This window comes from Flavobacterium aquiphilum (assembly GCF_027111335.1).
In the GTDB taxonomy this organism is placed as follows: Bacteria; Bacteroidota; Bacteroidia; order Flavobacteriales; family Flavobacteriaceae; genus Flavobacterium; species Flavobacterium aquiphilum.
This window is the reverse complement of record NZ_CP114288.1, coordinates 660,606-674,982: the sequence shown is the minus strand read 5'-3', so window position 1 is coordinate 674,982 and position 14,377 is coordinate 660,606. Positions and strand designations below refer to the sequence as shown.

Here is a 14,377-nt window from a genome sequence, read left to right as displayed (position 1 = left end):
AAGGTGATTCCTCCTTAGCTCAGTTGGTTAGAGCATCTGACTGTTAATCAGAGGGTCCTTGGTTCGAGCCCAAGAGGGGGAGCAAAAAAGACTATCAGAAATGATGGTCTTTTTCATTTAAACCCTACAAGACAAATACATCTGAGATTAAAAAAATCCAATCATATTATAATGAAAAAATTATTTGTATTTCTAATAATTGCATTGGGTGCAAATGCAAATGCTCAAGATGGCAAAGTTGAGAAATCAATTTTTGGAATATACACTGGTTTTGGTTCAAAAGTAGGTATCTGGGCAAACAATGAATTCAGATTGTCTACTAGTATCGCATTAAGAAGCGAGATTGGTTTAGAAAACGATTTTCTGGTTGGTGATCATTACAAAAATACTGGTTTTATTCTTCAACCAGTCCTAACACTTGAACCAAGATACTATTACAATTTAGCCAAAAGGAATTCTAGAGGACGAAATACAGCTAACAATAGTGGAAATTACATTTCAATTAAGACAAGTTATCACCCAGATTGGTTTGTGATTAATTTACCCGATAACGTAACCAAAATAGCCGATTTAGGCATTATCCCTACTTGGGGTATAAAACGACAAATAGACAACCATTTTACATACGAGACCGCTTTAGGATTAGGATACAGAATAGTTTATATAAAAGCTAATTCTACAAATGGCAATATACAAAATGTAGATGGTGACTATGAAAGAAATCAATACATCCCTTATCTGCATATAGGATTTGGTTATATTTTCTAAGAAAAACAATTATATCAAATCATCTTCTTGTCCTGCATAATTTCTTTTGCAGAACCAAAAAAATAGCTCTTTGAAAAAAGAGACTCCTTTAGTTTACAAGACTTTTTCCATAATTCCATTTTACATTCACTTAAAAAGACCACTCAATTTATTTATTGTCATCTGTTTAGTAAAATCCTTCTTGTTGATACAAATCATAACTAAAGCAACGTAAAATTTTTAAGATCAAAATGTTATAAAATAGTTTTAGCCGAATACGAATTCCGAAAAAAAATCCATCAAAAAAAATCAGAATTACAAAAAAAGATTGGTTATAAACTAAATTAACATAAATTCAAAAATAATCACCTAAAAGTCGATTTTGATTATAATAATTTAATAATTTAGCCCTAAACAATGTCAAAAACCTTCATACTGAACAAAAATATTATTTATTTAATACCTACAGATATGACACAATTGATACGACAGTAATTTCAAAAAACTGAACAAAACGTTCTCTTATAGAGGTGTTAGAAACTCTTGTTACTACATCCTTCAAACACTTTGAAACAAATTCAAAAAAGCAGTAAAAACAGATCAAGAACGCTCATTGAAATAAAACTGTGTTAATCTAAGACTAGACGCTTTCAAGGAGCAAATTCAACTGAACCTGAAAATCGACTGAATTTAAATTTATAAAAAGATTCATTGGACATAAATATTTCTTAACTGTAGAATAATCAAGTCCAAGATCATACGAAGTAATTTCGCTTTAATTTTTAAAATGAATCAAAATGGAAGCAAAAACACCAAATACAGAAAACAACAACAATAATATGTTTGCCTTTATGCCGGAAATGGTTTTAGAACACTTAAACCACGCAAAACCAAAAGAATTTAAAATAGAAGAACCGGCTACTGAGCCTGTTGTCCACAAAGTAACCATATCAGTAGATCCCGAAATCCCGGAATTGGATTCATTTTTTAAAGCCAATCCTCGCAAAAACAATAAAATTTATTAATCAAGTACAATTTATTTCAACTCTAAAACTAAATATTATGAAAACAAGTATTTTAATTACAGCCGAAGCCTCAATCATCGAATCAATTATTGAAACAATTGTAGAACCTATTATCAGTAAATGCTAATAACAATATTGGTTTTATAAAAATCAAGCTCTGTTTGACTCAGATTTTATGTATTCGAATGAAATAAGCATGTCCAAAAATTGGCAACAATTGCAACAAAATCTATAGAGCCTGTTTAAGTTTTATTTATTGGCTCTCTTATGACGATTTTTGGCTATAACTTCGTTAAATTTTTAAATAATAGCTCTGCTATTCTATAAAAATTTGCCTTGTTTCACTCAAAAATCCTTTAATAATAAATCTCAAAAATAAAATTTAAACAGGCTCTAAAATCAGAAGTCAAATTTGAGTTGAACTACTATCGTCTTTTTAATTTCGGTATTTAAATTACTTAAGGAAATTCCAAGAAGCCGGACAGAATCTTTCATTTTTTCCTGGTACAGAAGTTCCTTGACCGTTTCAAAAATAAGTGCTTTATCTGAAATAAAGTAAGGCATCGTTTTGCTTCTTGTTTGTTGGGTAAAATCGCTGTATTTTATTTTAAGAGTAATGGTTTTACCGGAAATCTGATGCTTTTTTAATCGGCGTTCCAATTCCTGTGCAATTTTTTCAAGCTTTTCCAACATAAATACCTCCGAGGAAAGATTTATATCAAATGTATGTTCAGCCGCTACTGATTTTGCAATTCTATGTGATTTTACTTCACTGTTATGGATTCCACGAACTACATTATAATAAAACCCGCCCGCCTTTCCGAAATGTTTTTCCAGAAATTCCGGTGTTTTGCTTTTTAGATCCAAACCGGTAAAAATTCCAAGCTGAAACATTTTCTCGGCAGTGACTTTTCCAACTCCGTAAAATTTCTGAATAGGCAATTGCTCCAAAAAAGAAACGACTTCATCCGGATTGACTGTTTTTTGACCATTAGGCTTATTGTAATCACTAGCAATTTTGGCCACAAATTTATTAACCGAAATCCCTGCCGAAGCCGTTAATCCAACCTCATTGAATATTCTTTCCCGAATTTCCTGCGCCAATAAAGTAGCACTTGGAATTCCTTTTTTGTTATTGGTAACATCCAAATAAGCTTCGTCAAGCGAAAGAGGTTCAACCAAATCCGTATATTCATGGAATATTTTATGGATTTTTTTGGAGATTTCTTTGTAGCGATCAAAACGAGGTCTCACAAAAATAAGGTCAGGACAATTTTTTTTGGCCAAAAAACCACTTATGGCACTACGCACACCAAATTTTCTAGCTTCATAACTTGCCGCTGAAACCACTCCACGATTCTCAGCTCCACCAACCGCAATAGGCTTTCCTTTTAACTCAGGATTATCCATTTGCTCCACTGATGCATAGAACGCATCCATATCGATGTGAATGATTTTTCTATGTGAAAGCGGTTCGGACATAACACAAATTTAGAAAAAATGAAATGCCGAAACTGTTAAAAAATAAATGAATATCTTTGATCAACGAATCCCCTAGCCCAGATGGAAACGACATCCTGTTGTCCTGTCTCGTCCCAAAAGACGAGAAGGACAACAGATATAGTGAACAGCTGGAACAAGCTACAAAAAACAAAAAAATGATAGAAATAGAAAGAAAATTTTTGGTGACTTCAGATGCCTTCAAAAAGGAATCTTTTGCCCAAAACAGAATTAAACAAGGCTATTTAAGTTCGGTTCCCGAAAGAACAGTAAGAGTGCGTATAAAAGGCAACAAAGGTTTTTTGACGATAAAAGGAATCTCTAACCAGTCAGGAATGTCTCGATTTGAATGGGAAAAAGAGATCTCAATTGATGAAGCTGAAAAATTATTGCTTTTATGTGAAGCTGGCGTAATCGACAAAACCCGATTTGAAGTCAAAGCGGGTGGTCATATTATTGAAATTGATGAATTTTATGGGAAAAATGAAGGCCTTGTGATGGCTGAAATTGAGCTGAAATCGGAAACCGAATCCTTTGAAAAACCTATATGGCTCGGTGAAGAAGTTACGAATGACAAAAGGTATTATAATGCTTACCTTAGCAATAATCCTTTTATGAATTGGTGATTTTATTTTTGTAATTCCTCTATTTTCACAACTACCGCACCACCCCCTTTATTCGAAGCAATTTCCATAAAAGCTCTTTTGCTTAAATCGATTTCTCTCCCTCTTGCAAAAGGGCCACGATCGATTACTTCAACAATTACGGATTTTCCATTGGCTTCATTTGTAATTCTTAACTTAGTTCCAAAGGGGAATTTTCTATGGGCAGCAGATAATTTTTTGTTGTCAAATCGTTTTCCGCTGGCTGTTCTCTTACCATTAAACTTATCATGATAATAAGAGGCATGACAATTTTTCTTAAAAAAAACAAACTTACCTGTTTCTACGACTGTAGTATCCGGGACTACCGCAACTGGTTCCACCACTTTTTCGACTACCTTATTTGTTTTTTTTACGGTGTCTTTATTAATAGAAAATTTTTTACTGTTTATGATAGAACTTTGACCTCTTACCATACCAATACTGGCCAGTAAAAATAAAAGCGTGATTACTTTTTTCATTTATAGTTTATTAAATGGAACTTTTGGGAAGCAAAAAAAGAGCAAAAAAAGTCCTTTTCAGGACTTTTTAAGATGGCTTAAAACCATAATGACCAAGGAATTCTACTCAAAATAAGCACTAATCCTAAACCGTAAAATATTGAGAATGTTTTAAATTTTGATTCGCTAGTCGTTAATTTTTTATGTTTTGACCAGCCAATTGTAATTAAAGTAACCGCGATTATATTAATTAATGGATGCTCAAGTGAAGTTAAACGCAAAGCTTTGTCAGACATTTGTCCAAATGCGGACAATCCAAGTGGAGAGACAAAATACAATATTGCACCAACCAATAATTGAACATGTATACCGATTAATCCAAACAAAGCAATTTTTCTGTCTTTTGGAGTAAATTCTTTTTTGGAAGACATTCCTATCAAAGCATTAACAACAGCAATAACAAGAACTAACAATGCAATATAAGCCCAACCGGAATGAATTTTTTGTAAAATAGCGTACATAAATATCTTTTTAATTTAAACAAATATAGACAAAAAAAGACATAAAAAAACCCCAATTCACTAAAAAGCGATGGGGTTTTTTAAAGATTATGTTGATTCTTTATTAGAAATCGAAACGCATACTAAAGCTGTAAGTTCTTCCGAAACCGAACCAAACTTGGTTTGCTGTTGCAATACCTTTGTAAACTTGTCCTGTTGATTCATAAGTTCCTCCTGTTGTTGCATCGCTTGCAAAAATATTAGTTTTCGATTCAGCTATATAAGTTCTATCAAAAACGTTATACAAATTAAATCTGAAATTTACTGAATTGTCTTTGTGTTTACCTACAAGCATTTTGTATGAGAATCCTGCATCAACCAATCCATAAGAAGGTAATTCTAAAGAACCTTTATTATCTGCAGCACTGAATTTGGTTGGATCAATAGAAGCATACAAATTATTGTTCCAGTTGAAGTTTCCATCTATTGTAACTCTTGTCAAAACCTCGTAAGCAGCACCTAGACTAGCTGTCATTTGAGCAGCATCTCCCACTTTTACATTATTTAAATATAGTGTACCTGTACTTAAAGCCACATTATTTTGATCAAATCTAGTACTTTTTGCTTCGCCTGAATACTCCCAATTACCAAATGAGAACATTCCGTTTAGTCTTAATCTATCAGTCAATTTAGAATTCGCTTCCAATTCTACACCTGTGTGCATTTCATTAATTCCTTCAAAATCAAAATATCCATTTGGATTTGCAGCAGCTCCATCATTAAATCTGTAATTTCTGTCTTTCCAAGTAGTGTAGTAGTAGTTAAGGTTTAAGTTAACTATTTTAGAACGATATCCGTATCCTCCTTCAATACCCAATATTTTCTCATTTTTCAAATTTGGATTTACAACTGATTTATTGTTTGGATAAACAGCATTGAAGAAAGGCTGTTTTGAATAATAACCAGCGTTAGCAAACACATTATGATGTTCGTCGAAGTTATAGTTAGCCCCCCCTTTTACGTTACCTCCAAGTATGCTTTCAAAAGATGTTTTTGAGAGAGGATCCGATTCTTTATAAATAAACGAATCAATTCTTTGGAAAGCTTGATTAGAAACAGCTCCTTGTATAAAAGCTGTCAAATTATCATTAGAGTATTCCATTTGAGTAAACACTCCAATCCAATTTACTTTACTATCATTGTGAAAACCAATTTTCTCAACATTGTCCGCATTTGACCAAGCATTCCAAGGAGCAGATGCAGAATAAGTTTCGTACAAATATCTTCCTTGTGGCTGGAAATTAACGTTTTTATTATCATAAAAAACATCTCCTCCCAAACGATCATTTACGTTTTGGAAATGACCTCCAAAATATGTTCTCGCATCAACCCCAATATCCCAAGTTAGGTATTGACCGAATTTTTTGTCTAAATTCACAACACCTCCATACCAGTTGTGGTTATTTGTTGACATAATCCTTGAAATACCCGCAGATGATGCTGGTGCACCTCCGGGAATACCTGTAGCATTATTTGCGATAGCTCCCGCATTTGCAGAGTTGACAAATTGTCCATTCAATTTAGTTCTTGTGAAAAAAGCACCTGTTGGAACCCCATTAGTATTATACTGAATAGGCTGTCCTGTATTATATGCATATATTTTATCAAAATCGATCGTCCCATCAGCTTTTCTGAAAGAAGCATCAGTAGAAAATTTACCATTAATACCTCCAGTAGCAGTTGTTCCAGCACCACGACCCCAAGATCCGTAAGCAATCGCAGAAAGCTTTGTAGTTTCGTTAATTGCAAAATCCCAGTTCAAACTCATAACTGGTTTTTGAAAGAAGTTTCTTTTCATATTATACTCCTCTCCATTTAACATTCCCCAATCAGAATTATATTTTGTGTTTGGGTTATCTACAGAGCCATATTTTTGGTAAGTTGCAATAGTAATAAAAGTACTTCTTTGGTTATGCCATTGTGGCGCCCCAGTCATTGTAAATTGGAAATCGTGTTTTTTATTTTTTGTCTGATATCCTAAACCAATAAAATAATTATCCCCAGCAAATTTTGTTCCATCAATGTAACCATCCCCTTGAGTATGGCTGTATAAGATGGAAGCAGAAAGACCATTCTCTAAAACTCCTGTACTGTAAGATGCTTGTGTTTTTAAATAATTAGCATTTCCGAAAGAGGAGCCAATAGAACCTCCTTCTTTTTGATCTGAAGTTTTTGTAACAATGTTTATCGTTCCACCTACTGATGAAATTGCTAATTTTGAAGAACCTAATCCTCTTTGTACCTGCATTGCCGAAGTCACATCTGACAATCCAGCCCAGTTACTCCAATAAACGGAACTATTCTCCATGTCATTTACTGGCATCCCATTAATCATTACAGCGATATTTTTTTGGTCAAATCCACGGATATTAATTCTTGAATCTCCAAAACCACCACCGCTTTTTGTAGCATATACTGAGGGTGTATTCTTTAAAATTTCAGGAAATTCCTGAGTCCCTAATTTTTCGCGAATCTCAGATGCTTTGATTGTAGAAACAGCAACAGGAGTCTTTCTGTCTTTTGCAACGTCAACTACTGTTGACTTTACAACAATCTCGCTCAATTCGTTTGAATTGGCTACCAAAACAATTCTTCCTAAATCAGCTGCGCCATTTGAAATAGTAAAGCTAATTGTTTGGTTTTCGTAACCGATGTAAGTAACAACCAATTCGCCTGATTTCACAGATGAATTTATTGTAAATTTTCCATCAAAACCAGTTGAAACATTTTCTGATGTACCTTTAACAGCAACATTTGCTCCTGGTAAAGGACCTTGTGAATCAGTAATCGTCCCAGTAATTTTGCCTTGTGCAAATACGGTCGAAACCATCAAAAACAGTAATCCGGAGAGTAACCAATTTTTCATTGTATTCATTCTTGTTAGTTTAAATATTTTTGGCAAAATTATAACATTTATATTAATATATGTTAACAATACTTTAAGGAATTGCGTATTTTATTATTCACGCATACTAAATTGTCATTTCGAAATTTAAAAATTAAAATTTTGCATTTTTTTCAATATTTAGACACAAATATCACGAATATCATAATGAAAATTTCTCAAGTAACTGTTTTGATTTGAATTTTTAAAAATCTATCCTCTTTTTTCCTATCAAAAAAAGCCCTGATTTTTGAAAATCAGAGCTTTTTTAATTTGCGTCCTAAAAGAATCTATTTGTTCTGTAAAAAATGTTTCAATAAAAATTGAGTAGAACTATCGTGATCTTTAACTTGTTTAGTATTAATCTCATCCAATATTGAATTGGCCAATTGTTTTCCAAGTTCAACACCCCATTGATCATAACTAAAAATATTCCAGATAATTCCTTGCACAAAAATTTTATGCTCATACATAGAAATTAAAGAACCTAATGATTTCGGAGTCAATTTTTGAATCAAAATTGTATTAGTCGGTTTATTTCCTGTAAAAACTTTGAACGGTAAAAGAACACTTGCTTTCTCGGCGCTTAATCCTTGTTTGTCAAACTCTGCCTGAACTTGTTCATCTGTTTTTCCGTTCATTAAAGCTTCTGTCTGCGCAAAAAAGTTTGACATCAATTTATCGTGATGATTATCATCTCCATATAATGGTTTTACAAATCCAATAAAATCTGAAGGAATTAATTTAGTTCCTTGGTGAATCAACTGAAAAAATGCATGCTGCGCATTAGTTCCTGGCTCTCCCCAAATAATGGTTCCCGTTTCATAATTAACCGCTTTTCCGTCACGCCCAACACTCTTACCGTTACTTTCCATTGTTCCTTGTTGCAAGTAAGGAGCTAATTTTTGCAAATATTGAGTATAAGGAATCAAAGCTTCGCTTTCGGCACCAAAGAAATTATTGTACCAAACGCTTAATAAAGCCAAAATTACAGGAATGTTTTTGTCAAAATCAGCAGTTTTGAAATGTTCATCCATTTCATTGGCACCACTCAACAAATCATTAAAATTATCGAAACCAACCGCCAAACTTATAGAAAGCCCTACAGCACTCCATAAAGAAAAACGTCCTCCAACCCAATCCCACATTGGGAATACATTATCAGGATTGATTCCGAATTCGGTTACTTTTTGAATATTGGTAGAAACAGCCACAAAATGTTTGGCCACATCTTCCTGACTTGCCGATTCTAAAAACCAAGCTTTAATAGTTTCGGAATTGGTTAAAGTTTCCTGAGTCGTAAATGTTTTAGAAACAATTACAAATAAGGTAGTCTCAGGATTTAATTTTTTGATAATTTCATTTACGTGATCTCCATCAACATTGGATGCAAAATGTACATTTAAATGATTCTTATAATATTGTAAAGCTTCAACAGCCATAACAGGTCCTAAATCAGAACCACCTATACCTATATTTACAACATCAGTAAATGGTTTTCCTGTGTATCCGGTTCTTTTTCCGGAAACCACTTCATTTGTAAATGATTTTACTTTGTTTTTTACTGCATAAACTTCTGGCATCACATTGATTCCGTCCACGTTTATTACAGCCGATTCTTTGGCACGCAAAGCAGTATGTAAAACAGCTCTACCTTCTGTTTGATTAATAATTGCTCCTCCAAAATAATCGGAAATTGCATTTTTCAAACCAGTTTCGTTTGCCAATTCAAGCAACAAATCAATTGTTTCCTTGCTAATTCTATTTTTTGAATAATCAACCAAAAAATCATTCCATTGCAAATGAAATTTTTCGGTTCTTTCAGCATCAGCTTTGAACATTTCTGTCATCGAAGCCGATTGTATTTGAGTATAATGTGCCTGCAATTTTTTCCAGGCTGGAGTTTCGGTTGGGTTAATAGTACTTAAAGCCATTTATTTTGAGTTTTTTTTTAGTTGCGCAAATTTACTGAAATAAGTTTGATTGAACTAAAATCAGTACATTATATAAACAATTAAATATCAAATTCAGCAGAATAAATTAACTTGAAATAAATTAGATTTAAAACACCCTTTATAAATTGGAAACGCTGTCCAATTCAAATTTCAAAGGCTCTATTTTCTTTAAAAAACGCTCTTTGTTTTTTCCACTCATTGGCTCTCCATTTGGTAAATTCAAGCGCAATGCATCGACTTGAACTCCATTTTTCCAAAAACGATAACACACATGCGGTCCGGTTGCCAATCCTGTACTACCAACCAATCCAATAGTTTGTCCTTGGGTAACATGCTGTCCACGTCTAACCAATATTCTTGACATGTGTAAATATTGAGTCGAATAAGTCTTGTTGTGTTTTACTTTTACAAAATTTCCGTTACCTGCAGTATAACCTGTTTGTTCAACAATTCCCGAAGCCGTTGTCGAAATTGGTGTTCCGTAAGGTGCCGCATAATCAGTTCCTTTATGAGCTTTCCAAATTTGCTGCACTGGATGAAAACGATTGGCACTAAAACGAGAAGTAATACGGCTGAATTTTATTGGCGTTTTAAGAAAGAAATTCTTCAAAGTTTTTCCTTCTTCATCATAATATTCATATCTACCAGAACCAGGAACTTGCTCAAATGGGAAAGCATAAATAATCTTTCCTTTGTATTCAAAAAAGGCAGCTTCAAGACTGTCAACTCCGTCATAAATAGAATCATTGATATATCTTTCTGTGAAAGTCAATCCAAATCGATCACCTTTTTTCACTTTGAAGAAATCGATAGACCATGCAAAAATCTTTGAAATTCTTGATGCCAAGGCTCCTTCAACTTTTGCTCCTTCCAAAGTTTCGGATAGTGACCCTTTCAAAATTCCTCCAATGGTGCGGCGTTTTAAAGTCAATGGTTTTGTCTTTTTATATGCTTTTGCAATCGAATCTCTTAAATCAACAACATAATAATGTAATGCATCAGGTTGGTATATAAAAACATCCAGTGAGTTGGTTTTATTCTTAGAACGAAGCAATGTGTATGGCTTGTTTATTCTAATGGAACGCACATCAAAAGTATCTTTCACTTGAGCAACAATATCGAAAACCTGTTTATCTCCAATATTTTGATTTTGTAAAATACTTCCAAACGTATCGCCTGATTTCACAGAATCCTGAACGACATTAAAATCTGAAAATTTGAATCCAAAATCACTCTTTTTAGATTTTAGAACTACTTGATCTACCACAACATCTTCCGACCTATTACAGGATATCAAGGAAAATAACACCACTAAAATTACAATTGCCTGCTTCAAGTTATCTCTTTTTAATCTTTAGTTTTCTACTCCCCAATTTGCCAATTCCTCTTCACTCCATAATTCTGGAAAGAAAATCCTTCTTTGATATTTTGGATGCATATATTTCTTCCAATCACTTCCTCCTGTCGCTTCACCATCACCTTTACCGTTATCAATATATTTTCTTGCCGCATTCAAATGTCCCATTACCCAAGTAACATTTACCGTATGGTCATAATGGCGCATAGCTTTAACCAATTCAGGATTTTCACGATCTGAATCTGGCAACTGTTTAAATTTCTGCCAAAGATTTATCGTGTTATATTCCTTCATTTGGGTTAAAAAAGCCGCTTTGTATTTTCGTTCAAATTCCAATAGCAAATAAGACTTCTCACCAATTTGATGGTCTTTCCCCGCTGCCTGCCAATACATATGATCCAGAGCATGCTCATAAGGCGTATTTCTGTCAATAGTCGCCCTAAAACGGTAATCGATAAGATTGATTAAATCCGTAGAAGCTATTTCGATCATTCTATATTGTGCGCTTTGAAAACCACTGGCCGGAGTTAATGTATTTCTAAATTTCAAATACTGTTCTACCTCCATACCGTCTCCCATAATGTCGAAAGAAGTAGTAAGCATGTCAAAATAACGACTGATTCTCATTAACCTTTCGGTAAAAAAATCGGTAGTTAGTTTTTCGGCGTAGGAAATCTGATGCATTTCCCAAAGTATCATTTTAAAAAGCAATTCATTAACCTGATGATACATGATAAAAACCATTTCGTCAGGAAGTGTTGTTCTCTGAATTTGCAAATTCAACAATGCATCCGTCTGAATATAATCCCAATAAGTAATGGGTTTTGACCAAAGCAATCCTTCGAGATGAGTCTCTGTTTTTTGGTTTATCTTTTGAAATTTTTGATCAATTTCATCCAAAATTGATGCTGTGGTATCGTTTATTGTCATTTTGCCTTTAATTTAAACGGATTATTCAATCCTTTGTATTCTTCCAAATCAGCTTTAAGAGAGCCCACTAATAGATTCGCTTTTATTCGAAGCGGTATCTTATTGTAGTCATCTGAAATCCAAACCGTTAAACTCTCTTCTTCTTTAAATATGCGCCCAGACTGTACTAAAGGCCTAAAAATCATGGAAGATACGATGCCAAATTTAGTTTTAATATCTTCTCTGCCTACTAATTTTAACTTAAATTTTGTAGACTCATTGTCAAAAAACATGTCAATAATAACCGAATCTCCCACTTTCATTTTATTGATATTCGGATAATTCCGTAAATAATAAAAGGACGATAAAATATCCTGAGTGTTTTTTGAGAAATCAAATGTTTTTTCGGTTTTATGTTTATAGTCTTTAACCAAAACTTTATTGGTTTTTTGATTAAAAAAACCTTCCTGATTTTTGGTATAACCTCCTTCGTCTATTTTCCTAACAAATCGGTCAGGATTTCTGGTATCCTTATCAACATAACTTTCATAAACATCTTCTACATTAAAAAAGAATTTGGTCATACCTGTAGAATAACCTTTTCCTATCAAATGGTAAACGGGATTGCCAGCCAGTAATTCATCCTTAACTTCGAGTGTCGCATAACCGGCGTTTATAATACCGTAGTGTACTCTGAACTTTAAGTATTCACCCCCTGAAAAAGCTTCGTATTTCTGTGTACCGAAACCAAAAGTAAAAACTGCCAGTAAGAAAATTATAATTTTTTTCATGGATTCGATTCATTATCGCTAAAATAACCTCCAAATTTATTAAAACAAAAAAACTCAGTCAAATTAATGACTGAGTTTTTATGCTATTAACTAACCAAAAAACTATAAATTATGAAAATTTATATGAAACTAGGAAGGAAACCACCCCTTCCTGATTTGCGAGTGCAAAAGTATTGCATAAATCGAGGTTTTTTTAGCAAAAAACCAAGTTTAACACAACATTTACACCTTTAAGGGTTCTTTAACTATTATTTTTTTTGATAATGCAAAAAAAATTAAATTTTACAACGTTCCTCGTAATTGCTGTTCACGCTCTATTGACTCAAAAAGAGCTTTGAAGTTCCCTGCACCGAATCCTTTGGCTCCCATTCTCTGAATAATTTCAAAAAACAAAGTCGGACGATCCTGTACCGGTTTTGTAAAAATCTGCAATAAATAACCATCCTCATCGGCATCTACCATAATTCCCAGTTTTTCAACTTCAGTCAAATCCTCTTTCATCGCCTCCATATGTTCACCCAATCTCTCAGGAACAGCATCATAATAAGCATGTGGTGGTCGCGACAAAAACTCCACTCCTCTTGCTTTCAATTGTGAAACTGTTTTTACAATATCATCCGTAGCGATAGCAATATGCTGCACTCCGGGCCCTCCGTAAAAATCTAAATATTCCTCTATTTGTGATTTTTTCTTCCCTTCAGCAGGCTCATTAATTGGGAATTTAATTCTTCCATTTCCGTTTGACATTACTTTACTCATCAATGCCGAATATTCAGTATTGATTTGTTTGTCATCAAAAGAAAGGAAGTTTACAAAACCCATCACGTCTTCGTAAAATTTCACCCAAGTATTCATTTCATTCCAACCCACATTTCCTACCATGTGGTCAATATATTTCAAACCCGTTGGTTCCGGATTGTAATCTGATTTCCATTCTTTATATCCAGGCAAGAAAACGCCATTGTAATTTTTTCTTTCCACAAAAACATGAACAGTTTCCCCATACGTATAGATACCTGAGCGCACCACTTCTCCAAACTCATCTTTCTCGACAGTAGGTTCCATAAACGAACGGGCACCACGTTTCATCGTTTCTTCATACGCGCTTCGGGCATCTTCTACCCAAAGTGCCGCAACTTTTACCCCGTCACCATGTTTTTTTAAATGATCGTGAAGAGGAGAATCTTGTGTTAACGGAGTGGTTAACACAATTCGGATTTTGTCTTGTTTTAACACATAAGAAGCTTTGTCTTTTACTCCTGTTTCCAATCCGGCATACGCCAATGATTGATAACCAAAAGCGGTTTTATAATAATGCGCCGATTGTTTTGCATTCCCTACGTAGAATTCGACATAATCGGTTCCAAGAAGCGGAAGGAAATCTTGCGCTCCTTCAAATATTTTTTCTAATCCGTATTCTACTGATTTTATTTCTTTTGACATGTTGTTTGTTTTTTGATTCGGTTATTTTCTGTGATACCGAATATGTTATTGATTACTCTGACACCCTAGCCCTGATAGTAGTGGAAATCCTTTTTAATTACTTT

Annotated in this window: 12 protein-coding genes and 1 tRNA gene; 4 read left to right on the top strand and 9 right to left on the bottom strand. The window is 33.7% G+C overall.

Translation table 11 applies throughout. From position 1 onward, the window contains the following. Positions 1-8: 8 nt before the first annotated feature. From OZP12_RS02745 to OZP12_RS02735, 3 genes are all read left to right on the top strand, one after another. A tRNA-Asn gene (locus OZP12_RS02745) sits at positions 9-82 on the top strand. An 89-nt stretch (positions 83-171) separates the two neighbouring features. After that, positions 172-768: a hypothetical protein gene (locus OZP12_RS02740; RefSeq protein WP_281227524.1), complete on the top strand. Its 597-nt coding sequence runs from the start codon at positions 172-174 to the stop codon at positions 766-768. Between the two features lie 776 nt (positions 769-1,544). Next, positions 1,545-1,772, top strand: coding sequence for a hypothetical protein (locus OZP12_RS02735; RefSeq protein ID WP_281227523.1), 228 nt, complete (start codon positions 1,545-1,547; stop codon positions 1,770-1,772). 399 nt (positions 1,773-2,171) lie between these two features. Here OZP12_RS02735 and dinB read toward each other — a convergent pair whose 3' ends face one another. Further along, on the bottom strand, positions 2,172-3,254 hold the full coding sequence (dinB, locus tag OZP12_RS02730) for a DNA polymerase IV (RefSeq protein WP_281227522.1): 1,083 nt from the start codon (positions 3,252-3,254) through the stop codon (positions 2,172-2,174). 176 nt (positions 3,255-3,430) lie between these two features. Between dinB and OZP12_RS02725 the strand changes: the two genes are divergently transcribed. Beyond that, positions 3,431-3,898, top strand: a complete 468-nt coding sequence (locus tag OZP12_RS02725) for a CYTH domain-containing protein (RefSeq protein ID WP_281229117.1) — start codon at positions 3,431-3,433, stop codon at positions 3,896-3,898. A gap of 2 nt (positions 3,899-3,900) precedes the next feature. On the opposite strand, the gene OZP12_RS02720 is transcribed toward OZP12_RS02725, so the two are convergent. The 8 genes from OZP12_RS02720 to hppD all read right to left on the bottom strand — a co-directional run bounded on the left by OZP12_RS02720 (position 3,901) and on the right by hppD (position 14,273). Then, on the bottom strand, positions 3,901-4,395 hold the full coding sequence (locus tag OZP12_RS02720) for a septal ring lytic transglycosylase RlpA family protein (protein WP_281227521.1): 495 nt from the start codon (positions 4,393-4,395) through the stop codon (positions 3,901-3,903). A gap of 77 nt (positions 4,396-4,472) precedes the next feature. Then, positions 4,473-4,895 carry a hypothetical protein gene (locus OZP12_RS02715; protein ID WP_281227520.1) on the bottom strand — a complete coding sequence of 141 codons (423 nt, stop codon included), beginning with the start codon at positions 4,893-4,895 and terminating at the stop codon, positions 4,473-4,475. Between the two features lie 103 nt (positions 4,896-4,998). After that, on the bottom strand, positions 4,999-7,809 hold the full coding sequence (locus OZP12_RS02710; protein WP_281227519.1) for a TonB-dependent receptor: 2,811 nt from the start codon (positions 7,807-7,809) through the stop codon (positions 4,999-5,001). A 299-nt stretch (positions 7,810-8,108) separates the two neighbouring features. Beyond that, positions 8,109-9,752, bottom strand: a complete 1,644-nt coding sequence (gene pgi / locus OZP12_RS02705) for a glucose-6-phosphate isomerase (RefSeq protein ID WP_281227518.1) — start codon at positions 9,750-9,752, stop codon at positions 8,109-8,111. A 139-nt stretch (positions 9,753-9,891) separates the two neighbouring features. Then, entirely contained in the window at positions 9,892-11,109 is a 1,218-nt protein-coding gene (locus tag OZP12_RS02700; RefSeq protein WP_281227517.1) for a M23 family metallopeptidase, read from the bottom strand. Positions 11,110-11,127: 18 nt separating this feature from the next. After that, positions 11,128-12,060 (bottom strand): tryptophan 2,3-dioxygenase family protein, encoded by a 933-nt coding sequence (locus tag OZP12_RS02695; RefSeq protein ID WP_281227516.1) that lies wholly within the window; start codon positions 12,058-12,060, stop codon positions 11,128-11,130. After that, the gene (locus tag OZP12_RS02690; protein ID WP_281227515.1) at positions 12,057-12,830 is read right to left on the bottom strand and encodes a DUF3108 domain-containing protein; all 774 of its coding nucleotides are present in this window, start codon (positions 12,828-12,830) and stop codon (positions 12,057-12,059) included. The genes OZP12_RS02695 and OZP12_RS02690 overlap by 4 nt, the downstream gene beginning before the upstream one ends. Positions 12,831-13,112: 282 nt before the next feature. Next, positions 13,113-14,273, bottom strand: a complete 1,161-nt coding sequence (gene hppD, locus OZP12_RS02685) for a 4-hydroxyphenylpyruvate dioxygenase (RefSeq protein ID WP_281227514.1) — start codon at positions 14,271-14,273, stop codon at positions 13,113-13,115. Positions 14,274-14,377 lie beyond the last annotated feature (104 nt).

Excerpts from the sequence above, each read along its gene's own strand:
- OZP12_RS02740 (WP_281227524.1), top strand. The coding sequence starts at position 172 with ATGAAAAAATTATTTGTATTTCTAATAATTGCATTGGGTGCAAATGCA.
- hppD (WP_281227514.1), bottom strand. The coding sequence starts at position 14,273 with ATGTCAAAAGAAATAAAATCAGTAGAATACGGATTAGAAAAAATATTT.
- OZP12_RS02725 (WP_281229117.1), top strand. The coding sequence starts at position 3,431 with ATGATAGAAATAGAAAGAAAATTTTTGGTGACTTCAGATGCCTTCAAA.
- OZP12_RS02735 (WP_281227523.1), top strand. The coding sequence starts at position 1,545 with ATGGAAGCAAAAACACCAAATACAGAAAACAACAACAATAATATGTTT.
- OZP12_RS02710 (WP_281227519.1), bottom strand. The coding sequence starts at position 7,809 with ATGAATACAATGAAAAATTGGTTACTCTCCGGATTACTGTTTTTGATG.
- OZP12_RS02690 (WP_281227515.1), bottom strand. The coding sequence starts at position 12,830 with ATGAAAAAAATTATAATTTTCTTACTGGCAGTTTTTACTTTTGGTTTC.
- pgi (WP_281227518.1), bottom strand. The coding sequence starts at position 9,752 with ATGGCTTTAAGTACTATTAACCCAACCGAAACTCCAGCCTGGAAAAAA.
- dinB (WP_281227522.1), bottom strand. The coding sequence starts at position 3,254 with ATGTCCGAACCGCTTTCACATAGAAAAATCATTCACATCGATATGGAT.
- OZP12_RS02720 (WP_281227521.1), bottom strand. The coding sequence starts at position 4,395 with ATGAAAAAAGTAATCACGCTTTTATTTTTACTGGCCAGTATTGGTATG.
- OZP12_RS02695 (WP_281227516.1), bottom strand. The coding sequence starts at position 12,060 with ATGACAATAAACGATACCACAGCATCAATTTTGGATGAAATTGATCAA.
- OZP12_RS02715 (WP_281227520.1), bottom strand. The coding sequence starts at position 4,895 with ATGTACGCTATTTTACAAAAAATTCATTCCGGTTGGGCTTATATTGCA.